Annotated in this window: 20 protein-coding genes and 3 tRNA genes; 17 read left to right on the top strand and 6 right to left on the bottom strand. The window is 57.2% G+C overall.

The features are described 5' to 3' along the window. Positions 1 to 2: 2 nt before the first annotated feature. On the top strand, positions 3 to 1,073 hold the full coding sequence (gene menA / locus OZX73_RS06735; RefSeq protein ID WP_277148783.1) for a 1,4-dihydroxy-2-naphthoate octaprenyltransferase: 1,071 nt from the start codon (positions 3 to 5) through the stop codon (positions 1,071 to 1,073). A 58-nt stretch (positions 1,074 to 1,131) separates the two neighbouring features. After that, on the top strand, positions 1,132 to 1,878 hold the full coding sequence (locus OZX73_RS06730; RefSeq protein ID WP_277148781.1) for a phosphoglyceromutase: 747 nt from the start codon (positions 1,132 to 1,134) through the stop codon (positions 1,876 to 1,878). A gap of 119 nt (positions 1,879 to 1,997) precedes the next feature. Here the strand turns inward: OZX73_RS06730 and phoU are convergent, their stop codons facing one another. After that, a complete protein-coding gene (gene phoU, locus OZX73_RS06725; protein ID WP_277148779.1) occupies positions 1,998 to 2,675 on the bottom strand; it encodes a phosphate signaling complex protein PhoU in 678 nt (225 codons plus the stop codon). Positions 2,676 to 2,800: 125 nt separating this feature from the next. Continuing rightward, on the bottom strand, positions 2,801 to 3,058 hold the full coding sequence (locus OZX73_RS06720) for a hypothetical protein (RefSeq protein ID WP_277150953.1): 258 nt from the start codon (positions 3,056 to 3,058) through the stop codon (positions 2,801 to 2,803). 114 nt (positions 3,059 to 3,172) lie between these two features. Between OZX73_RS06720 and OZX73_RS06715 the strand changes: the two genes are divergently transcribed. The 4 genes from OZX73_RS06715 to OZX73_RS06700 all read left to right on the top strand — a co-directional run bounded on the left by OZX73_RS06715 (position 3,173) and on the right by OZX73_RS06700 (position 8,021). Further along, complete coding sequence (locus OZX73_RS06715) at positions 3,173 to 4,705, top strand: type I phosphomannose isomerase catalytic subunit (RefSeq protein WP_277148777.1); 1,533 nt, start codon at positions 3,173 to 3,175, stop codon at positions 4,703 to 4,705. 305 nt (positions 4,706 to 5,010) lie between these two features. Beyond that, the gene (locus OZX73_RS06710) at positions 5,011 to 5,952 is read left to right on the top strand and encodes a CHAP domain-containing protein (RefSeq protein ID WP_277148775.1); all 942 of its coding nucleotides are present in this window, start codon (positions 5,011 to 5,013) and stop codon (positions 5,950 to 5,952) included. Positions 5,953 to 6,145: 193 nt separating this feature from the next. Next, entirely contained in the window at positions 6,146 to 6,874 is a 729-nt protein-coding gene (locus OZX73_RS06705) for a C40 family peptidase (protein ID WP_277148773.1), read from the top strand. 139 nt (positions 6,875 to 7,013) lie between these two features. Beyond that, a complete protein-coding gene (locus OZX73_RS06700) occupies positions 7,014 to 8,021 on the top strand; it encodes a universal stress protein (RefSeq protein WP_277148771.1) in 1,008 nt (335 codons plus the stop codon). Positions 8,022 to 8,100: 79 nt separating this feature from the next. Here OZX73_RS06700 and OZX73_RS06695 read toward each other — a convergent pair whose 3' ends face one another. After that, positions 8,101 to 8,517 (bottom strand): OsmC family protein, encoded by a 417-nt coding sequence (locus tag OZX73_RS06695; protein ID WP_277148769.1) that lies wholly within the window; start codon positions 8,515 to 8,517, stop codon positions 8,101 to 8,103. A 221-nt stretch (positions 8,518 to 8,738) separates the two neighbouring features. Between OZX73_RS06695 and OZX73_RS06690 the strand changes: the two genes are divergently transcribed. The 7 genes from OZX73_RS06690 to OZX73_RS06660 all read left to right on the top strand — a co-directional run bounded on the left by OZX73_RS06690 (position 8,739) and on the right by OZX73_RS06660 (position 15,498). Continuing rightward, positions 8,739 to 9,611 carry a thymidylate synthase gene (locus tag OZX73_RS06690; RefSeq protein ID WP_277150952.1) on the top strand — a complete coding sequence of 291 codons (873 nt, stop codon included), beginning with the start codon at positions 8,739 to 8,741 and terminating at the stop codon, positions 9,609 to 9,611. A 219-nt stretch (positions 9,612 to 9,830) separates the two neighbouring features. Next, positions 9,831 to 10,490 carry a dihydrofolate reductase gene (locus OZX73_RS06685; RefSeq protein ID WP_277148767.1) on the top strand — a complete coding sequence of 220 codons (660 nt, stop codon included), beginning with the start codon at positions 9,831 to 9,833 and terminating at the stop codon, positions 10,488 to 10,490. Between the two features lie 327 nt (positions 10,491 to 10,817). Continuing rightward, positions 10,818 to 11,327, top strand: coding sequence for a low molecular weight protein-tyrosine-phosphatase (locus OZX73_RS06680; RefSeq protein ID WP_277148764.1), 510 nt, complete (start codon positions 10,818 to 10,820; stop codon positions 11,325 to 11,327). Between the two features lie 609 nt (positions 11,328 to 11,936). Beyond that, positions 11,937 to 12,101 carry a hypothetical protein gene (locus tag OZX73_RS06675; RefSeq protein WP_277148762.1) on the top strand — a complete coding sequence of 55 codons (165 nt, stop codon included), beginning with the start codon at positions 11,937 to 11,939 and terminating at the stop codon, positions 12,099 to 12,101. A gap of 252 nt (positions 12,102 to 12,353) precedes the next feature. Continuing rightward, positions 12,354 to 13,181 carry an ATP-binding cassette domain-containing protein gene (locus OZX73_RS06670; RefSeq protein WP_277148760.1) on the top strand — a complete coding sequence of 276 codons (828 nt, stop codon included), beginning with the start codon at positions 12,354 to 12,356 and terminating at the stop codon, positions 13,179 to 13,181. Then, positions 13,174 to 14,736, top strand: coding sequence for a hypothetical protein (locus OZX73_RS06665; RefSeq protein WP_277148758.1), 1,563 nt, complete (start codon positions 13,174 to 13,176; stop codon positions 14,734 to 14,736). The genes OZX73_RS06670 and OZX73_RS06665 overlap by 8 nt, the downstream gene beginning before the upstream one ends. Before the next feature lie 15 nt (positions 14,737 to 14,751). Beyond that, positions 14,752 to 15,498 carry a hypothetical protein gene (locus tag OZX73_RS06660; protein ID WP_277148734.1) on the top strand — a complete coding sequence of 249 codons (747 nt, stop codon included), beginning with the start codon at positions 14,752 to 14,754 and terminating at the stop codon, positions 15,496 to 15,498. Positions 15,499 to 15,606: 108 nt separating this feature from the next. Here OZX73_RS06660 and OZX73_RS06655 read toward each other — a convergent pair. The 3 genes from OZX73_RS06655 to OZX73_RS06645 all read right to left on the bottom strand — a co-directional run bounded on the left by OZX73_RS06655 (position 15,607) and on the right by OZX73_RS06645 (position 16,582). Continuing rightward, a tRNA-Phe gene (locus OZX73_RS06655) sits at positions 15,607 to 15,682 on the bottom strand. 45 nt (positions 15,683 to 15,727) lie between these two features. Then, positions 15,728 to 15,801: transfer RNA gene (locus OZX73_RS06650), tRNA-Asp, on the bottom strand. Between the two features lie 133 nt (positions 15,802 to 15,934). Continuing rightward, positions 15,935 to 16,582 (bottom strand): DUF4190 domain-containing protein, encoded by a 648-nt coding sequence (locus tag OZX73_RS06645; protein ID WP_277148732.1) that lies wholly within the window; start codon positions 16,580 to 16,582, stop codon positions 15,935 to 15,937. A 54-nt stretch (positions 16,583 to 16,636) separates the two neighbouring features. On the opposite strand from OZX73_RS06645, the gene trmB reads away from it, so the two are divergent. The 4 genes from trmB to OZX73_RS06625 all read left to right on the top strand — a co-directional run bounded on the left by trmB (position 16,637) and on the right by OZX73_RS06625 (position 20,544). Beyond that, positions 16,637 to 17,443 carry a tRNA (guanosine(46)-N7)-methyltransferase TrmB gene (gene trmB, locus OZX73_RS06640; RefSeq protein ID WP_277148730.1) on the top strand — a complete coding sequence of 269 codons (807 nt, stop codon included), beginning with the start codon at positions 16,637 to 16,639 and terminating at the stop codon, positions 17,441 to 17,443. Positions 17,444 to 17,653: 210 nt separating this feature from the next. Beyond that, a tRNA-Glu gene (locus OZX73_RS06635) sits at positions 17,654 to 17,725 on the top strand. A gap of 215 nt (positions 17,726 to 17,940) precedes the next feature. After that, the gene (locus OZX73_RS06630; RefSeq protein WP_277148728.1) at positions 17,941 to 19,113 is read left to right on the top strand and encodes an NAD(P)/FAD-dependent oxidoreductase; all 1,173 of its coding nucleotides are present in this window, start codon (positions 17,941 to 17,943) and stop codon (positions 19,111 to 19,113) included. Positions 19,114 to 19,362: 249 nt separating this feature from the next. Continuing rightward, positions 19,363 to 20,544 carry an NAD(P)/FAD-dependent oxidoreductase gene (locus OZX73_RS06625; RefSeq protein ID WP_277148726.1) on the top strand — a complete coding sequence of 394 codons (1,182 nt, stop codon included), beginning with the start codon at positions 19,363 to 19,365 and terminating at the stop codon, positions 20,542 to 20,544. The last annotated feature ends 20 nt before the right edge of the window (positions 20,545 to 20,564 follow it).

Here is a 20,564-nt window from a genome sequence, read left to right as displayed (position 1 = left end):
ACATGGATTTGTGGATCAACGGGCTTCGTCCGAAAACGTTGCCGGCGTCCATCGCGCCGGTTCTGGTCGGCGTGGTCGCGGCTTACCGCCTTCTGGAGGCGAAGGCGGCCGCAGGCTGCACGACTAAACCCAGCGAGCTTCAAGGATGCACGGCGGTGCCGACGACCACGGCTTCCGATGCCTTCTCTGTCGGCGTCTCGTCGGGCAGGTTCGCTCTGGTTTCCGTGCTCTGCATCATCATCGCCCTGTTCCTGCAGATCGCGGTCAATTTCGCCAATGACTATTCCGACGGCATCCGCGGCACCGACGCCGGTAGAGGCGCCAGCGAGTTCCAGACCGCCAAGCCGCAACGCCTGACCGCCTCAGGCCTGGTCGCGCCCAAGCAAGTGCTCGCCGCTGCGGGCGTCAACGCCCTGATCGCCTGCCTCGCCGGTCTCGCAGCCATCGCGCTTACCGGCCATTGGTGGATGATTATCCTCGGCGTGCTCTGCCTGCTCGCCGGATGGTTTTACACGGGTGGCAAGCATCCGTACGGCTACGCCGGTTACGGCGAAGTCGGCGTCTTCATCTTCTTCGGCCTTGTGGCGGTGCTCGGCACCCAATATGTGCTCACCGGCGGCATCAACATCGCCGGCGTCATCGGCTCAGTGCTCTGCGGCCTTTATTCCTGCGCCATCCTCATGGTCAACAACCTGCGCGACGTCGAGGAGGACAAGGCCAGCGGCAAGATGACGCTCGGTGTCATCCTCGGGGCGAAGACGGTGAAAACGGTGCTGCTCGTCATCTACTTGCTCTCGGTGGTCCTCACCGTGGTCTTCGCGCTGTATCCGCTGGTCTACGTTCTGGCGTCCTTCGTTCCCAGCCTGGCATTGTTCACGGGCAGTGTGAGCATCATCCGCATGGTCCTGACGGTGCTGGCGCTGCTTCTTGGCCTGCTCATCATCAAGATCGCCATCGATATGGTTAACAGCGTCAACGTCGGGAATTTCGTGCGTGCTCTGCCGATGTGCAGTATGACCCTGCTGTTGTTCGCTCTTATCTTCATCATCGCGGAGCTTGCGTTGGCTTGGTGATTGTGAACGTTCACAATTTCCTGGCTCAACCGTCCCATTCATCGCCTACCATTAAACTATGTCTTATAAATTAGTATTGCTCCGGCACGGCCAGAGCGCATGGAATAAAACAAACCAGTTCACCGGCTGGGTGGACGTTCCGCTCACCGAGCAGGGCGTCGAGGAAGCCAAGCATGGTGGCCAGCTTTTGAAGGAGAAGAACGTCCTTCCCGACATCGTCTTCACCTCGCTGCTGCGTCGCGCGATCAACACCGCCAACTATGCCCTGGACGAGGCCGATCGCCTCTGGATCCCGGTCAAGCGCAGCTGGAGGCTCAACGAGCGTCATTACGGCGCCCTGCAAGGCAAGAACAAGTCCGAAATCCGCGAGAAGTACGGCGACGAGAAGTTCATGATCTGGCGCCGTTCCTACGGCACCCCGCCGCCGGAGATCGATCCGAGCGACAAGTTCTCGCAGAACAACGACCCGCGCTACGCTGGCGATCCGGTGCCTGAGACCGAGGCCTTGGCCAACGTCGTCACGCGCGTGACCCCGTATTGGGAGTCCGAGATCGTCCCTGAGTTGAAGAGCGGCAAGACCGTCCTGATCGCCGCGCACGGCAATTCGCTGCGCGCCATCGTCAAGATGCTTGACGGCTTGAGCGAAGAGGAGATCTCCAAGGTCAATATTCCGACGGCCATCCCGCTGGTCTATGAGCTTGACGAGAACATGAAACCGATCAAGCCTCGTGGCGAGTATCTCGACCCCGAAGCCGCCGCCGCTGGTGCCGCCGCCGTGGCCGCACAAGGCCAGGCCAAGAAGTAAGCCTGATTTACTTTCAATAGAAAAGGCGAACCGCGCAGATGTTGCGGTTCGCCTTTTTCGTATTGCTATAAGCGGGTCGGAATGGACCGTCTATGGAAATAATTCAAGACTTCCGGTAATCAGTCCTCGTCCAGGTCCTGGGGCTCCTTGCTCGGGTCGAAGCCGGAGACGATGTAGACCACCTGGCGGGCTGTGGAGACCGCGTGGTCGCCGAGCCGCTCCATGAACCGCGCGGTCAATACTACATCGATGAGCTGCTGCTTGGTGCCCTTCCATGAGTCGTCGAGCACCAGTTCGAAACTTTGATGATGCAGCTCGTCGAGTTTGTTGTCGTCGGCGATGACCTGCTGGGCCAGCGTGGTGTCCCGGTCGGCCAGCATTTCCGGCAACCTGTCGGCGGTGATATCGAGGAGCTCGCGCATCGAATCGAAAATCCGACGGGTCTTCTCGTCTTGAGGCAAAGCGGAAGCGGGGCGCGCACGGTACGCGGTCTGTGCGATATGCTGCGCCAGATCGCCCATGCGTTCGATGGTCGACGCCAACCGCAACGTGGCGACGACCACGCGCAGGTCGGTGGCCACAGGGCTTTGTTGCGCCAGCAGTCGCACGCATTGGTCGAGGATTCGCTTTTCCAGCGCGTCGATGGTCTCGTCGCCGTCAATCACGGTTTTGGCGCTTTCCATGTCGCCGTCCATCAAAGCCGACCCGGCTCCGTGCATGGCCGCGCAAACCCTGGTGGCCATGTCTTCCAGATCGTCGGCTACCGCCTTGAGTTCTTCGTTGTAGATGACGCGCATATAAGCTTCTTTCGTAGTGGTTGGATGTGGCGGTTATGCGTTGGGTTTGGTTGACGATGGATAAAATTTACGATAGTGAAAGCTATAAGGTGGTGATGAATGGGATGAAGGAGGCACGCCTGCCGTCAGTTGGCGCCGAGCCTGCGGTAATCCCAGCGATCGTAATGCTCCCAAACCAACATCAGCACGCCGATGATGACACCGGCGGAACAGAGGATGACGGCCTTCAAAACGTGGAATCCGCAAGTCAACAGGATGACGCTCACCACCAACGCGATGACCCACCAGCTGGTGATGATGGCAAAGGTCTTGCGCAAATCGACCTGGACGGGTTTTGGCGCGGGCTTGCACACGTCGGGGTTGATGATCGGAGCGAACTTCATACCAGCGATTTTAGTAGCTGGGGTTAACCTTGGGGTACCGGTAAGCTGATAGCCGGTGTCTGCACAAGGCGGCAGACGGAACAGAAGCACCAATCCCACAAGGAGCACTGCCAAGTGTATTCGATTCACCCGGTCGTCAAGCGGTATGCCTGGGGCTCGTATACCCACTTGCAGGAGATGTTCTCCTCGGAGCTTGCCAGGCAAACCGGGCCAGTGGGGGAGGAGCGCGTCGATGGGTCAGCCCGTATCGATAGTGGTCCGATCGCGGAGATGTGGTTCAGCGGCCATGCCCAATGGCCTTCGATGGTGGATACCGGTGATGAAGAGGGAACTGTAAAACAGCCGCGACACAAGCGATTCATGGTCGCGGCCGAACCGGATTCGACCTTGCCCAAGACCAGGAACACCCAACCGGGTACGGCTTCGATGGCGCTGACGGACCTGATCCGCAGCGACCCGCAATCCATGCTGGGCGCACGGTGTTCGGGCGAATTCGGGCCGGTGCTGCCGTACCTACTCAAAGTGATTTCCGCGAGGATTCCACTCTCCCTGCAGGTCCATCCCGTCGATTTCCGCGCCCGTGCCGGTTTCAACGCCGAAAACGCCGAGCGCAAGCCCATAAACGCCCCGGACCGTTCCTTCAAGGATCCGGTGGCGAAGAACGAGATGGTGGTCGCCTTGGAGCCGTTCAAGGCCTGCGTCGGGTTCGCCTCGCCGGCGTTCATGCTCGCGAACCTCACGCTGGTCGACCATCCTGTGGCCTCCCGTATGGTCGAGGCGCTGACCCCGCAATCGCCCCGTGGCGTGTTCGAGGGCGCGCAACCAATCAATTCCACGGCCACAGACCAGGATTTCGCCGAGGCCGACGCGATGATGCCTATGGCCTCCATGGTCTGGCAGGACTCCCACAAACGGATTTTCAGGGCCTTCCATGCCGCGGTGACGGCAGGCGAGGTCCCCGGTCTGCACGCGGCGCTGAAAAAGGCCGCCTCTCAAGTCTCGGATGACCGTTCGCAACTCGCCTTCAGTCTTGCGCTCGCCGCCTCCGAGGCGTTTGAAGATGACCCGAGCGTGCTCGCGCTGCTGATGATGAACCCGCTCGAGCTGGACGAAGGAGAGTCCGTCTTCATTCCCGCTGGCACGCCACACGCCTATATCCACGGCACCGGTGTGGAGGTCATGACCAATTCCGACGACGTGCTGCGCGCCGGAATGACGGTCAAGCACAAGGACATCGTCAACGTCTTGAAAAGCCTGGATTGCACCCCGTCGCCGCCCATCGACCCGGGCGTCAATTGGATGGGCGACTTGGGCTCGATGTTCAGCAACCGGGTCGTCTACCGGCCGCGCATCGACGAGTTCATGCTGAGCTACGGGCGTGTCGGTACAGGCCGGAGGCCTTGGCCCATGGTCGAGCGTCTCACCCGTCGCTATGGCCAGTTGGTGACGCTGGGCGCGCGGTACACCCGGCATTTCGGTCCGAGGATCGTCGTGTGCCTGCAAGGATCCGTGCGGGTGAGCGGTACTGGGCAGGGCAGGGTCCTGCAAGGTGGGGAGGCGGTTTTCGTTCCCGCCAGCGATGGGCGCATCCAGATCGGCCCAGACGAGGGGACGGGCTCGTTCATCGTCGTCTCCACACAAGTGTGAGCGCGTGCGCGCTTGAAAATTGTGAAGGGTGGGAACATAGAGCCGGATTCGAAAATTTCTTTCATGCATCGTCATAATTATTGTCTATTTGTGAAGGAAATGTGACACGCCGAACAAGCAATATTATTCCGCGGTTTTCCAGTCATTGTCGGTTGAATCGCTGGCGGAAAATCCGAGGTTGAAGTATTCTGGTAGCAGAATTTAAGAAGTGGCGGTGTGACTTTCAGGGCTTTATTGCTACGGTGTTGTTCCGGTAAAGTTGGCAAGGCATCTGCCACTACGTAGTTTCCGCAAGGAGTTGATTTATGAGTCACGGTGCGCATAAGGCACGGAGAGGTACGAAGCGTCAATCCGGTATTGTCGCCTCCCTTTTCGCACCCGCCAAAGCGACACACTCTCTCAAGGCCGTGCGGCAGGCCCAGGCTGTGGCGACGAATGGCGCCATGGTCGGTCTGGCTCCGGAGGTCGTCGATAAACTTAATGAGATCGTTCCTCCAACCCGTCGTTCCATCCGCCTGGCCCGCGAAAGCGAGAACCGGCGCCATGCCGCTGTGGTCTCGGTTTCCTTGGCCGCCCTTGTGGGCGCCACCGCGACTGCGGTGATGTCGGGCAACCCCAGCCGGCCCACGTTCGCGTCCGGCGAGGAGACGACCACCACCTCCACGTTGCGTCCTGTAGGCGCGGCCTCGCGCTCGGAAAGTCGTGCCCCGTTGCAGGAGCCTGGTGTCAAGAGCATGTCGCGTGAGGGCACATGGAGTCTGGGTTCGGACAACACGTCGTTGGATGTGTCCTCAATGTCGAAGTCGATTGCCAACAACCCCCAGATCGCGGCGTTGATGGATCAGGATTATTCGATATTGCCAGCCGGTTTCAACCCCAACCATGCCACCGGTGATTCCGGCAATGGCTATGCGTTCAGCCAATGCACGTGGTGGGTTTATGTCCGCCGCCACCAGCTTGGCCTTCCCGCCGGCTCGCAGATGGGCAATGGCGGCCAGTGGGCCGCCTCGGCGCGTGCTTTGGGCTATTGGGTCGACAACACTGCCCGTCATGCGGGCGATATCATGGTCTTCGCGCCGGGTCAGGATGGTTCCAGCCCGACTTGTGGCCATGTCGCCATCATCGAGCAGGTCAATCCCGATGGTTCGGTGGTCACCTCCGAATGTGGCGTCACCTTCCAGGGCAAGACGTTCTCCCGGACCTTCACCGCCGCCCAGGTCGCGGCCCATCAGGTCATCCACTACTGAGTCCTTCTGGTTGTTAGCCGCAGCAAGCGTTTTATTGTGTCAGGTGTTTTGACGCTTGGTTTGGCATGTCTTGGCTTTGAACTTCGTATACGTGATTTCAGGTGTTTATCACACTGATTTACGTGGCGTTTTTCCGATATCGTCCGTCGCGGAATGGCCCAGAAATGTTTCCTCTATCTGATAGGATGAAGGAATGATGAAACCTTCGAAGATTTGTGCATCAATCGCGGCGGTCGCCTTGACGGCATCGGCGTTGGTAGCATTCTCTCCAATCGCTTCCGCTGCCAATGAAGACAACGATCCTGTCACATCCTCACGTTCGTTCCGCAAGGTCAACACCGTGCGTAGGGATTTGCTGAAGGAATCCACTTCCACCGATGTCGACGCCCAGTCGAATTGGGGCGGCATCGAGTCCCTCGATGTGCCGCAAACCCAGTCCCAGGCCGAAAAGGACGCCGCCGCGGCGCAGCAACGTGCCGCAGATGCCGCCGCGGCCGCTTCGCGTTCCGCCGCGCGTGACCCTTTGGCCTCCTCGAGATCGCAGAATTTCACCGTAACCCCTCCCAACGGGCAATCGGTCGCCAGCCTGCTCGCCTTCGTCAACCAGTTCGTCGGTGTGGTGCCTTATAGGCTTGGCGGCAACACGCCTGCTGGTTGGGATTGCTCAGGATTCGTGCAGTATGTGTTCGCCAATTTTGGCATCTCGCTGTCGCATAGTTCTGGCGCACAGGCTTCCGCTGGCCTTGCCGTGGCCGATATTTCCCAGGCGATGCCTGGCGATATCCTCGCCAATTCGGAGCATGCCGCAATCTATGTGGGCAATGGCATGGTGGTCAATGCGCTCAATCCGAGTGCGGGCACGGTTTACACCCCCGTTCGCTACGCCTTCGGCAGCCCATATTCCATCCGCAGGGTTCTGTAGTATTCCGGATTTTTTTTGAACGCGTTCCAGCACGGGGCGCGTTTTTTATATAGCGCAGAATTTACACGATGGTGATAAGGCTGGTATCCTTGAGAAAGAGCCGTTATGAATCGGCCTCATGTATGTCAAGGAGGTAGCCATGGTAAACGACAAGGCTATTTTGGTAGGTGTTGATGGGTCGCAAGCCAGCTACAAGGCAACCTGGTGGGCGGCGAATTATGCCAAGCACGCAGGGTTGACGCTGCAGATCGTTTGCGCCTATTCATTGCCGAGCTACGCGGCGGTTTCGTTCGATTCCACCTACACGTCGATGGGCGATGACAACGCGGCCCACATCGACGCGCAGGAGATTCTCTCCAAGGCCAAGGCCATCGCCGACGAGCAGGGCGTCGAAGCGCAAACGCTCATCGTCACCGGCGACCCGTCCTCGGTCTTCGTCGAGCTTTCGCGCAACTACAACCTGATCGTCATCGGCAACCGCGGCAAGGGCGGGTTGGCCGAACGTCTGCTCGGAACCACCAGTTCCTCGCTACCTGCCTACGCCTATTGCCCGATCATCGTGGTGCCTTACACCGATGATGATGGCAAGACCATGCATCTGAACAACACCATCAAGCGTGTGGCCGTCGGCATCGACTCCAGCCCGTGGGGGCTTAAGGCGCTGCAGATCGCCGCCGACCTTTCCGCCGACCGTGGCGCCGAACTTGACGTCATCGACGCCGTGGCGGGCCTGCAGGGCGTGAGCGACGAGGACGGCGTTTACGATTCCTATATGGAGGATCTGGAGACCCAGCTCGCCCCGGTTCGCCAGGCGCATCCGGAGCTCAAGATCACCAAGACCATCGTTCCCGAATCCGCCGTCAGCGCCTTGACCAAGGCCAGCTACGATCACGACATCGTGGTCGTCGGCTCCCGCGGCAAGGGCGGGTTCACCGGCCTTCTGGTCGGCTCCACCAGCCAAGGCCTCATCCAGCATGCGGCAGGCCCGGTCTTCGTGGTGCCGCGCAAGTACGTGGAAGCCGAGAAGTCCCGCTCCGACGGTGCCATCGAGGGCATCCCAGGCGTCGAGCAGGTCTCCGTCAAAACCGCTGGCAGCTCCGCCGCCGAGGAGATTGAGTCCTCGATCGATCCGGAACACAAGAACTGATTATCGTTCGGATAACAAAGAACGGTGCCGATTTTCGCAAAAGGAATTGGCACCGTTCTTTTGTAATGGTGGTTGGGGGCTACTTGGTGAGCACCTTGACGTCCATCGTCACTGGCGTGGCCACCTCATAGGTGTGCATCACCGTGCAGGACTTGTCGATGTGCTTCTTGACGCGGTCCTTGAGCTTCTCGACGTCCTCGCCATGAATGCCGGCGCTTTGCGCGTCGACGACCACTTGCTCGCGGAACGCGGTGTAGCCGTCGGCCTCACGGTCGTAATCGCCATCGACGGTGATCTTCGCGCCCTTGCCTTCGCCCAGTGAATTCTCGATGGTCATCTGGCTGGAAAGCGCGCCGCAGGCCGCCAGCGCCACCTTCATCAGGTCGCCGGGGTTGAACTGGCCCCTGCCATGCCCGAACTTCAGATGTGCGCCCTCGTCGCTGAATGCGTCCCAGGAACCGTCCTTGTTGCGTTCCACCCACAGTTTCTTTGCCATATTGCGTACCTCCTCGCGTTTGTGCCTTGCACTCAAGGCGTGTCCCTACCAATCTATCCCCAAGTACCGCCTTGCATATTCGCTCTGCAGAACTTGTGGACGAAACAGGATACATCCGAATCCGTCCCTTTTCTATCAGTGAAATGAAAGCATGTGGCCTGTTGCATAGAAAAGTTCATTTTCGGGAATTGCAAGGCCGATACTGGTTGCTAGAATGAGTGATTATGCTGACCCGAGAACAACTTGAAGAAATTCGTCATAAGATCCCCGCACGTCCCAATACCGACATCCCCATGCCATACGAGGATTTGGTGCGCGACATCCTGACCAACGGAACGCTCAAGACCGACCGTACCGGTACGGGCACGATTTCCCTGTTTGGCCGTCAGATGCGTTTTGATCTTTCCAAGGGATTCCCGCTGTTGACCACCAAGACGGTCTATTTCAAAGGCATCGCCTACGAGCTGTTGTGGTTCCTCAAGGGTTCGAGCAACGTGCGCTGGCTGCAGGAGCACAACGTGCACATCTGGGACGAATGGGCCGACGAGAACGGCGATTTGGGACCGGTTTACGGGGTGCAGTGGCGCAGCTGGCCTGCACCGACCAAAGATGACCCGAACCGCACCATCGACCAGATTTCCAATGTGCTCAATCTCATCAAAACCCATCCCGATTCCCGCCGCATGATTGTCACGGCCTGGAATCCGGCCGAGGTCGAGCAGATGGCGTTGCCGCCCTGTCATGCTCTCTTCCAGTTCTATGTGGCCGATGGCAAGCTCTCCTGCCAGCTGTACCAGCGTTCCTGCGATATGTTCCTTGGGGTGCCGTTCAACATCGCCTCCTATTCGCTTTTGACCTTGATGATGGCGCAGCAGACGGGGCTTGAGCCAGGGGAGTTCGTCTGGACCGGCGGCGATTGCCATGTCTACGATAACCACATCGAGCAGGTTCTGACCCAGCTTTCGCGCGAACCTTACCCGTACCCGCAGATCGAGATCCGCAAGGCCGATTCGATTTTCGACTACCAGTACGAGGATTTCAAGATCGTCAATTACCAGCATCACCCGGCCATCAAGGCACCGGTCGCGGTCTGAAAAACGCGTTGCCGACTAAGTGGTGGCGGCATTTGCGCGGTTGCGGTTTGACGCGTTGCGGGCTGTTGTTTGTGCCAGCTAAGGTCGCGTCAGGAGTGGCTGAGATCGCTTTATTGATATGTTGACATTCTTGGGTTGAGATGTGGTTTCAACCGGCGCGAAATGCGTCTCAACCGTTGGTTAGACTGGATACATTGCCTAATTCAAGGAGTACATGAAATGGAGCATGACAGTAGCCGTAGCGGCTATCACGAACCCGAGCCCGGAATTGCCGGGCAAACAGCCATCGAGGACTGGGGGGACGATGTCGTCAAGACGTTCTCGGTGAATCTCATCTGGGCGTGCGCGCAGGATATGCAAGGCCGTCCGGGTGCGATGGGGTTCGAAGGTGGGATACCTTGGCATCTTGCCGAAGACATGAAGCATTTCAAGGAGTTGACCGTTTCGCATCCTGTGATCATGGGACGCAAGACATGGGACTCACTTAATCCGAAATTCCGTCCTCTGCCCAATCGCGACAACATCGTCGTCTCGCATGATCCGAACTGGCATGCGGCCGGTGCCACGGCGGCCAACGACATCGACGCGGCGCTCGATTACGCGCGTCAGGAAGCCATTCCCGACGATGGCCTCGACCGCAGCGAGATCTGGGTGATCGGGGGAGCGCAGCTCTTCCATTCCATCATGCCCTTTGCCAACAAGGCCTACGTCACCTATATCCGTGGCCGTTTCGACGCCGACACCTACGCGCCCGACATGAATGAGTTGGTGCGCGATGGGGCTTGGAGCGTCAAGGACAATGGTTCCTGGACCTCTCCGGCGAAGCAGGAAGGCGCCATCGAAGCCTTCCGTTTCGTCACCTATCAGAAGAACTCATAACGGTCGGTGTTGTTTTAGCTTTGATGCGGATATGGTCGTTGTAGCGGCTGTGTCCGCATCATTCATATTCGAGCGATGCGGTTTCCGATTCGCCGGGTTGCTGGCATAGGCCGTGTGGTTGGGTTTGCATTTTTCGAATTGAAGCACATCGATATCAAGTCTGACAGGTCGCGTGCAAGTGGGTATGTAACGATGGCTGCGTTATGTCATTGACATTCGATGTAATACATTTATGTATGATTTGTTCGATGAAGCCTATTACGGCCGGTTCGTTATGATGGCTGTATTGACGTCATTCGTAGTTTTATAGGAGAAAGATACTGTACCATGTCCAACCATCCATACACCGTCATGACCGTCTGCACCGGCAACATCTGCCGTTCCCCGATGGCCGAGATCATCCTGCGCGCCAACTTCGAGGAGCGCGGTTTGGGCGACAAGGTGCGCGTGATGTCCAGCGGCGTGAGCGATGAGGAATACAGCCATCCAATCGACCCGCGTGCCGTGCGCGTGCTGCGCCAGCGCGGCTACGAGATTCCCAAGCACCATTTCGCGCATCGCATCACCCCCGAGGAGATCGACGAAAGCGACCTGTTCCTGCCGATGACATGGTCGCACGAAAGGGGGTTGCTGCGCCTGTTGCCGGCGGACAAGAAGCCGGAAGTGCACCTTTACCGCAGCTTCGACCCGAACCTGCCCAAGCCCGCGCCGGGCCACGAAAGCGACATCGACCTGGTCGACCCGTGGTACGGCGGCCCGCGCGATTTCGACATCGCCATCGACCAGATCGACGGCGTCGCCCCCTACATCGTCGATTGGGTAGCCAAACAGCTCTGAGAAACAAGAAAGCCTCGAAACCGTTGGGATTGCTTGGTTTCGAGACCTGAGTGGTGGCTCCGAGCGGCATCGATCCGCTGACCTAACGATTTAGTTTTCAGGATTCTCAAGAGTTACTGCTGGGTGCCATGAATTGCTATGAGCTTCTCCCAATTGAGATTAAGGTTGCTATTATTTATTTTTGATTTTCACTGTTTGCTATTGAATCTGCTGAGTAAATGCTGGGCGTTCAGGTGATGGCAGTGGCGCTGTTTTCGGTTACTCTTAATCAGTGGTTATTGATCGAGATATGTGAATGTGATACACCTCGGCCCCAGTATTTGTTTCCAGATATCGGGGCCGACGGCCACATTGAAGATTAGGCGTAATGCCTAATGCTGATCGTGACCCCTCCCGGTAAAAGCTTTATTGCCCGCCTAATGATCCGGAAGGTTTGCGATGCCACAACCAACAAGCACAGTATATCACCTGGCTTGGGATATTCCTCTTTCGCAGTAAAATGAGACAGTCGCGTCCTGTTTGCGCAGGATGCAACCGTGCGGCCTTTCGGCCGTATCGACCTCGCCGCGCCTGTCGTGGCGCGGCCACATTGAAAGTTAGGTATCCAACATGCCTAAGAATAGGAAGGGTTCTGACTATCCTGAGGCCATCCAGGCCATCGTGGCGTTGGTCGTCGTTTTGGCGGCCAACGCGGACAACGCGGTGGTGGACGTGCTGCTCGTGATTGTTGTAGGTTGCGGGCTGGTCGTCATCTGGAGGTGCCGCAGGCGATAGCTAGGGCCGGCCCGGCGCAGGGCGACCTGCGTCGGGCACTTCCTCCTTCTGCCCCTTGTCTTTGTTTTGGTGTTGTCGAGTACGCGGTAGATGGTGGCGCGCTTGACGTTGTATTGGCTGGTTTGCGATATTGAAGAGGTCTACGCCAGATTGCTTTATCCAACTTTGTATTTTATCCTGAATTATATAGACATTTATGCCGGGCGCGTTGTGGAGCTCGAGTTGAAGGTTATTTGAAAGGAATGAAATCGCATGGCTGCTGTTTCGGTTTCCGAGATTCGGGTCGAGGACGTCTGTTTTTCGTACGGCGGACACAAGGCGTTGAATGATGTTTCGTTCTCTTTGCAGCCTGGGGTTGTTGGCTTGTTGGGGCCTAACGGTGCCGGTAAGACAACATTGATGAATCTGCTCTCGACGTTGGATACGCCTCAGGGTGGGGCAATCCTTTTAGACGGGCAGAGCATCATTACTGGCGAGGGTAGAAAAAAGGCTCGTCCACGAATCGGTTATCTGCCTCAACGTTTCGAGTTGATGGAATCTTCGAGTCTGTTGCGCAACGTTCGGTACGCGGCGTGGGCTCATGGTCTGTCTTACGATATGGCGGATGAGACTGCTCACAAGGCAATTGCGTTGGTGGGGCTTGCCGATATGGAGCGGCGTCCGGTACACAGTCTTTCCGGTGGTATGAGACAAAGAGCAGGCATCGCGTGCGCTGTGGTTACCGAGCCTTCGGTGCTGTTGCTGGATGAACCGACGGTTGGTCTGGATCCTATGCAGAGAATTGACATTCGCAGATTCTTGGACGTTTATGCTCAGACGAAGATTGTGCTGTTGAGTACACATATGGTCGAGGATCTGGCGGCCGTTGCCGACCGGGTCATTGTGATGGATCACGGTCAAGTCATCATGCAGGGGAATATGGATGACCTTGCAGCTCGTGGTAAAGGACGATCGGATGCGCTGGCCTCGGTATGGGAACTGGGCTATGAAGCATTGATGGATGCGGAGCGTAGGCAAGGCGGTGGGGCCGTTTCCAAACCGGTGCAATCCGACGATCCGAAGAAGGTTCGCGATGAATGAGACGCGTTCATTTGGGCACAAACGGTTCCATCCGGGTGCCCTGCTGTGGCCGTTGCCGCTTTTTAGCACGATATTGTTCTTTGCGCTGATGATGGCCTATCCATTGATGCTGGGGATTCGTAACTACGGCATTCTTGACGCTGCGGGCACGGTAGGGGTAAGTAACGCCCATTTGCAGCTTGACTTGTCTTGGATGCATGTGTTCTCGGATGTGCTTGCCGGCGTGTATGGCGCCTGGCTTTCATGCGCGATATACCGCTCGCAAAGCATGATTGCTCCCTTGTGGAAAGGTGTGCGTGCGAGCCGGTACGTGGTGCCGATGGTCAAAGCCGGTTTGTTGTGTGCGTTGTCGTATCCGCTCGCGTGTCTGCCTGCCATTATCAGGACGATGAATGTGTCCCCCGGCCCGTTCCCGCTGCTCCCGATTATTGGCGGCATGACGGTATTGTTCGTCTGCTGTTGCCTTGGCTATGCCATAGGCGCGATGACCGGCAGCAAATGGTCTGTAGCCGGCGTGGGAATTGCATTGGCGCTGTTGTGCTTGGGCGGGTTCTTTGCGGTCCGTCCAAAAGTTCCGGAAGGCACCACTTCGCCGCGGGTATGGGGAGGTGGTCTGTCGGCAGTGTTGCCGGTTTCCGACTCCGGCATCGGTGCCGAACCGGGATTGCGGATGTCCGTTCCCGGCTTCATCGTCCGTACCGTGTTCTTCTTGGCTGTAGCGGCAACCTGCCTTCTTGCCTGTCTGTATGTGGCACAATCCACGATTACTCGGCACAGGGCCGCGGCGACGAAGGCGATATGCGCGATTGTCGTGATACCGGTGGCGTTGGGATTCTCGATTGCGTTATCCGGTATCGGCATCTGGCGGCGAACGGACCCGTTTACGCCGGTCTGTGAGGATATCGAACAATCCGGTGTGACGGTCTGCTCACATCCGGATGATCAGGTTCATCACCTCCGATATGCGGCCTATGTGCGTTCCGCCTTACAATGGATGCCTGCTGATCAGATAAACGGCGGGCGGGTTCCGGCGAAAAAACTCTACTTGCTGCTTGGCAATGCTTTCACGCCTGAAACAAATCAGGAACGATGGAACATTACTGATGAAGGCAAACGCATGATTCCGATGAACGGTCCGAATACCAAAGCGATTGAAATCATGACCGATACCGCCACCCAGAAAAACCGTGACTATAGTGACCTGTCGATGGTCATGCAGGTCATCGTCAGCCAATATTTGCCTGCACGTTGTGCACAGGCTGCCGGCAAAACCGTTTTCGAGCAGAAGACACTGCGAAACGGGGCTGACGTGACCGCATTCATATTGGGTCAGCTGCCGATCGCCATGAGGGATCATGCCTATGGCAGCAAAGGCACAGGATTGTCGTCCATGTATTACATTGAAGGAACTGGTGATAAGACCATCAAGACGTTGGGCTCGGCAACCGACAGCCAATTGCAAGGATTCATCAAGCGCAACGCAGCGGCCCTCGATACCTGCACTCTGACTCCCGAACAGGTGCTGACGGATTCAATAGGCCGGAATGAAAAGTAGGGGGGGAGGATCCCGATGGCAGGAAAGTCGTTATCGTTTCATCCGGCATGGCTTGAAGGCAGATATGGCATCGCAGCAATCATCATGCTTCTCTGCGCGACGTTTTGCACTGCCCTGTTTCCGGCCGTCCTGCCTGATTCGATCTCGTACACGCCTGTTTACGTGGACAATGTCTGTTTCCCGGATCCGTCTTCGTCACAACCCGTCTACACTGGTGCCGGCTATGTAGGATGCCCTCAGAGTACCAGACAGGCGGTCATGACCGTCCCGCTGCTCGAACTGCTCTGTGTACTCTGTATCACGGCCAGCCTTGTGCTTTTCACATCTCGTATGCCTTTTTGGGAACGGTTCGCACCGAGACGCTCGTTCCTGCACTCGCTTCTGGCCTCATCCATGTCACTGGCCATTCCACTAGGTGTCGGCGCGTTCGTGGCCGCTTTCCGTCCAACAGAGGCGCCAATCCCGATTATTCTTGCCAATGTATTCGTCGACATAGCCTTGATTCTCTTGGGTATGTCGCTGTTCGGCCAATTCTACGGACTTGGTTTCGGAATCATGCTTGTATTGGCGAATCTACTGACACAACCATTCCAAGCTCATACCGGTTTCGCATTGCGCCTTTACCCATCTCAAGGATCTGGTGTTATTCAGCCTGCAATTGTGGCTGTTCTTGCTGTTGCTACTTTCGTAACTGTGTTTTCACTGCTCTTATGGTCTTTCACTTCAGGAGCGGGGATTGCAAAACGTACTGTTGTTAGATGATATGGATACGTGGCATTAAACGGATTTTCTGAGTTGGATTTGATAGCGGAGATTCCAGAAAACGAAAAAGTCTCGAAACCGTTGGAATTACTAGGTTTCGAGACCTAGTGGTGGCTCCGAGCGGCATCGATCCGCTGACCTAACGATTTTCAGTCGTTCGCTCTACCAACTGAGCTACAGAGCCATGAATAATCAAAAACCCGGCGTACCGGGTTCTAGACCATTCGAGCGACTCCGGCCAGACTTGAACTGGTGACCTCCGCCGTGACAGGGCGGCGCTCTAACCAACTGAGCTACGGAGCCGTGGCTTGCTTTCATCAAGCAGCCGTGTGTTAATCTTACTCAGATTCCAGCCAAGCGCAACCCTTGAGCCATTTCAGCGTGTCGCCTATAGGCACAGTGATTTGTGCGATCCACCATGGAAGGCATTAGAAAATCACCAAGATATTGCGAGATCGGAGGAGGTGACGATGTGGTCTTGCGGTGAATCGTAGCGATAATAGGTGTAACCGGTGTCCTCGCCGTCGTCATCCGGGTCGTCGTCATCGTTGAAAGGATTGGAGCTGTAATCGGAGCCGTGGCAGTCGGTGTCGCCATAATGGCTGACGCCGTAGCCCAACGCGGCCACAAGGGCGATGGCGAGGATGATGCTCAGTATCGTCGACACCACGCTGATGACGATGCCCGCGATGGACATCGCCTTGCTTTTTTCGCCGCTGTGGTTGATTTGGATCAGAGCGACGATGGAAAGCACCAGACCGACGACGGGGACGAAGAACGAAAGAATGAAGCCGATGATGCACATCGTGTTCCATTTTTGATATGGCTCAGGGGAGTAATAGTTTTGAGGTCCCATCGACATGGGGCCGTATGCCCCATAATCCGGCGTTGGGTTGTTCTGCGCGCCGTAACCCGCGTTATAGGAATAAGGTGCCTGATATCCGGCGTTTTGCTGGTAGGAGGGCTCCTGCCACTGTGGTGCCTGGCCGTAAGACGGGTTCTGGTTTTGCTGCGGACCGGAATATTGGGAATCCCCACGTCCGGAACCTTGCGGGGTGTCGCCGCCGAAATCGTTACTGTTCATGTGGACCAGTCTACGCGCGGAAAGTGAAGTTCTCGGGTCAGCCCTCCGCTAGACTTGACTGCCGTGCAAGAAAACGACCATAGAATCCACCAAGTTCTCTCCTTCGTGCGGCGGACCGGACGCCTCGACGACCGGCTGAGGCGCGCCTGGCAGCGTTATGCGCCGGATTTCCTGCTCGACGTCAATGCCGGCCCGGGCCTGCTCGACGTGAGGCCGGGATTCGTCTTTGATCGGGCGTTTGTGGGCGAGACTTGGGGCAACAGCCATCCGTTGGTCATCGAAATCGGCACGGGGCAGGGCGAGAACGTCATTGCGGCCGCCCAGAACCGTCCTGGAACGAACTTCCTCGCCGTGGAGGTCTATGACCCTGGCGTGGCCCATACGATGCTGCGGGCCGGCAAGCTGGGCCTTTCCAACCTGCGCATCGCCCAGATCAACGCACCGGAATTGTTCGCGGCAAGCGAGTCCGGCGTGGCGGACGAGGTCTGGACGTTCTTCCCGGACCCGTGGCCGAAGATGCGGCACCATAAGCGGCGCCTCGTTCAGCCGGCGCTCGCCTCCGACGTGCACCGGGCCCTGCGCAAGGGGAGTGTCTGGCGGCTCGCCACCGACATCGAGGACTACGCCTTGCACGTCCACGAGGTGATGGACGGGCGCGATGATTTCACCAATGCCGGGACGCTTACGGTCTCCTTGCCGACCGAGCACGTGGGCAAGGGCACGGCTGACAAGGCCGCGACGTTGCCCCATGCCGATTTCAAGGAATCGCAACGGTACGAGGGCAGGATATTGACGAACTTCGAGAAGAAGGGACTGGCCGCGGGGCGCGTCATCCATGATTTCACCTATCAGGCGAAGTAATCGTTGCGGAACCCGACGGGCGTGGATTCATTCGGCGGATGAATGATTCATGGGAGACTTATTGCGGGTGATTCGAGATTTACTGGGCTGTTCTGCTGAATCTGAACCGTCCCGCGTTTTGCGGCTTAGTTGGTGCGTGGACTCCGGCCTTTGCCAACACGCCGACACTTGCCCGCGTCGGGTTCGTATTTTAGACTGGTTAGGTTGTTAGCCCCCCTCGTCTAACGGTTAGGACACCAGACTTTCAATCTGACAACAAGAGTTCGACTCTCTTGGGGGGTACTTCTTCACAGATTCTGAAACGCGATGCGGCGCTTGTTTTTGTGTCCGATATAGTGAAATCACCACCGTTTTGTGCAGAAATGTATCTGATTATGCAAGTCGACCATAATTTGTTGCCCGCGTTGGATAAATTAGACAGTGTAGACAAGTCTCACAAGTGAGGGCACATCGTAGGTGTCTTTGTCTTGCAACGATTCCCAATGGAGGGGGTTACGATGACGACAATCGCTATTCTTGGTGCTGGATATGGCGGCATGCGTGCCGCGAAGCAATTGGCCAAGGCCAATACGGGCGCACAGATCATCCTGATCAACAAGAATCCATACCATTACCAATCCACCGAGCTGCATGAGGTCGCGGCCGGCACCAAGCAGCCGGACGAGATTACGTTCGACATCCGCAAGGCCGTCGATTCCAGCGTCAAAGTGATCATCGACGAGGTGACCAAGGTCGACCAGGACGCCAAGAAGGTGGATCTGAAAGGCTCCAACCCCCTTGCCTATGACTATCTGGTCAACGCGTTGGGCTTCGAGTCCGAGACGTTCGGCATCAAGGGCGCCGACGAGAACGGCTGGCCGATACTGGATATCGACACAGCCGTGGCGGCCCGCAACCACCTCGAGGAAACATTGAAGCGTTACAAGACCAGCCATGATGCCAACGACCTGCATATCGTGGTGTGTGGCGCCGGCTTCACTTCCATCGAGTATCTGGGTGAGCTGGTCTATCGCCTGCCCGATCTCGCAGAAGAGTACGGTTTCCCGCTTGACCAGGTCAAGATCGACTGCATTGAGGCGACGCCAAGGATTCTGCCGATGTTCGATCCCAAGCTAGCTGATTGGGGCGTGAAGTTCCTTGAAGGCAAAGGCGTGACGTTCCATGTCTCGACTCCGATCACCGAGGTCAAGCCGGACGCCGTGGTCAGCAACGACACTGTCTTCCCGGCGCACACGATCATTTGGACCACCGGTGTGCATGGCAGCCATGTCATCGCGGATTCGGGTTATGACCAGAAGCGCAACCGGGTGGTCGTCGAGGACGATCTGTCGGTCAAGGGCCATCCCGAGGAATTCCTTGTCGGTGATGTCTCGGCCGTGCCGAATCCGGACAACGGCCGCCTCTATCCGACCACGGCGCAGATCTCCATCGCCCAGGCCGATTGCGCGGCCGACAACATCGTGGCGCGCATCAAGGGCGGCGAACCCAAGAAGTTCGTCTACAAGTCCTTGGGGACGCTCTGCTCACTTGGGCCGAAAACCGGCATCGCCGAAGTGAACGTGATGGGTCACTGGAAGCTCAAGGGCGCCAAGGCCTCGGCCGCCAAGAAGATGGTCGCCGACCGCTCCGTCGCCGAGCTGACGGATGTGCCGGACATCATGAGGAAGTAGCACCGTAGGCCAGGTCCATCTTTTAGGTGTTGTTTTGCGTTTTGACGGGCCGATGACGAAGTCTGCGTGGTGGCAAGTGTGACATTGACCATAAAAACCATCGATTAACGTCTGACATGTCGATTTTGTAGTGCCGAAAAACGTTTTTTGTTCGGCTGACAATATAATCTTGGGTTGTGTAGGCAATGGCGGCGTCTATCTCATTATGCTGCCGTTCAGTCCTTTGGATTACTAGGAAAAGGTGGCATTATGAAAAGAATCGTTGTTCTTGGCGCCGGTTACGCCGGAATGAGAATGGTTAAGCGGCTGGCGGCTGCCAAGGTGGATGCGCAGATCGTTCTGGTCAACAAGAATCCGTATCACTACCAATCCACCGAGCTGCATGAGGTCGCGGCCGGTACCAAGGAGCCAGCGGATATTACGTTTGACGTAGCTCAGGTATTCGCCAAGAAAAAGAATGTCCGGGTCGTCATCGACGAGGTGACCAAGGTCGACCAGGACGCCAAAAAAGTGGAGCTCAAGAATTCCGATTCCCTTTCCTACGATTATCTGGTCAACGCGTTGGGCTTCGAGTCCGAGACGTTCGGCATCAAGGGCGCCCGGGAGAACGGCTGGCCGCTGATCGATGTCGACACCGCGCTCGCCGCACGCAAGCACCTCGAGGACACGTTGAAGCGTTACAAGACCAGCCATGATGCCAACGACCTTCGGATTGTGGTGTGTGGCGCTGGTTTCACTTCCATCGAGTATCTGGGTGAGCTGGTTTACCGTCTGCCTGATTTGGCCAAGGAATATGGGTTCCCGCTTGACCAGGTCAAGATCGACTGCATTGAGGCGTCGCCGAAGATTCTGCCGATGTTCAACCAGAATCTCGCCGATTGGGGTGTGAAGTTCCTTGAGGGCAAGGGCGTCACCTTCCATGTCTCGACGCCGATCACCGAGGTCAAGCCTGACGCCGTCATGAGCAACGACACCGCGTTCCCGGCTGGTACGATCATTTGGACGACGGGTGTGCAGGGAAGCCACATCATCGCGGACTCGGGTTATGACCAGAAGCGCAACCGTGTGGTCGTCGAGGATGACCTGCGCGTCAAGGGACAGCCGGACCAGTTCCTCGTCGGTGATGTCTCGGCCGTGCCGAATCCGGACAATGGCCGCCTCTATCCGACCACGGCGCAGATCTCCATCGCCCAGGCCGATTGCGCCGCGGACAATCTTGTCGCCCTCATCAATGGGGGAACCACGAAGAAGTTCGTTTTCAAGTCACTGGGAACGGTTTGCTCTCTGGGTCCGAAGACCGGTATTGCATCCATTGACATGATGGGCCATTGGAACCTCAAGGGATGGCTCGCCGCAGTCGCCAAAAAGATGATCGCGGACCGTTCGGCGCTTGAGTTGGCTGATATTCGTACTATGCTGGAAAGTGACTGATTCCATACCTTTTAGTAGAG

It is taken from the genome of Bifidobacterium sp. ESL0775 (assembly GCF_029395475.1).
Lineage (GTDB): Bacteria > Actinomycetota > Actinomycetes > Actinomycetales > Bifidobacteriaceae > Bifidobacterium.
Note: the sequence above shows the minus strand (reverse complement) of the source record. Positions and strands in the feature narration are given on the sequence as shown.

Coding starts and splice junctions, on each gene's coding strand:
- menA (WP_277148783.1), top strand. CDS start 3: ATGGATTTGTGGATCAACGGGCTTCGTCCGAAAACGTTGCCGGCGTCC.
- OZX73_RS06730 (WP_277148781.1), top strand. CDS start 1,132: ATGTCTTATAAATTAGTATTGCTCCGGCACGGCCAGAGCGCATGGAAT.
- phoU (WP_277148779.1), bottom strand. CDS start 2,675: ATGCGCGTCATCTACAACGAAGAACTCAAGGCGGTAGCCGACGATCTG.
- OZX73_RS06720 (WP_277150953.1), bottom strand. CDS start 3,058: ATGAAGTTCGCTCCGATCATCAACCCCGACGTGTGCAAGCCCGCGCCA.
- OZX73_RS06710 (WP_277148775.1), top strand. CDS start 5,011: ATGAGTCACGGTGCGCATAAGGCACGGAGAGGTACGAAGCGTCAATCC.
- OZX73_RS06705 (WP_277148773.1), top strand. CDS start 6,146: ATGATGAAACCTTCGAAGATTTGTGCATCAATCGCGGCGGTCGCCTTG.
- OZX73_RS06700 (WP_277148771.1), top strand. CDS start 7,014: ATGGTAAACGACAAGGCTATTTTGGTAGGTGTTGATGGGTCGCAAGCC.
- OZX73_RS06695 (WP_277148769.1), bottom strand. CDS start 8,517: ATGGCAAAGAAACTGTGGGTGGAACGCAACAAGGACGGTTCCTGGGAC.
- OZX73_RS06685 (WP_277148767.1), top strand. CDS start 9,831: ATGGAGCATGACAGTAGCCGTAGCGGCTATCACGAACCCGAGCCCGGA.
- OZX73_RS06680 (WP_277148764.1), top strand. CDS start 10,818: ATGTCCAACCATCCATACACCGTCATGACCGTCTGCACCGGCAACATC.
- OZX73_RS06675 (WP_277148762.1), top strand. CDS start 11,937: ATGCCTAAGAATAGGAAGGGTTCTGACTATCCTGAGGCCATCCAGGCC.
- OZX73_RS06670 (WP_277148760.1), top strand. CDS start 12,354: ATGGCTGCTGTTTCGGTTTCCGAGATTCGGGTCGAGGACGTCTGTTTT.
- OZX73_RS06665 (WP_277148758.1), top strand. CDS start 13,174: ATGAATGAGACGCGTTCATTTGGGCACAAACGGTTCCATCCGGGTGCC.
- OZX73_RS06660 (WP_277148734.1), top strand. CDS start 14,752: ATGGCAGGAAAGTCGTTATCGTTTCATCCGGCATGGCTTGAAGGCAGA.
- OZX73_RS06645 (WP_277148732.1), bottom strand. CDS start 16,582: ATGAACAGTAACGATTTCGGCGGCGACACCCCGCAAGGTTCCGGACGT.
- OZX73_RS06630 (WP_277148728.1), top strand. CDS start 17,941: ATGACGACAATCGCTATTCTTGGTGCTGGATATGGCGGCATGCGTGCC.
- OZX73_RS06625 (WP_277148726.1), top strand. CDS start 19,363: ATGAAAAGAATCGTTGTTCTTGGCGCCGGTTACGCCGGAATGAGAATG.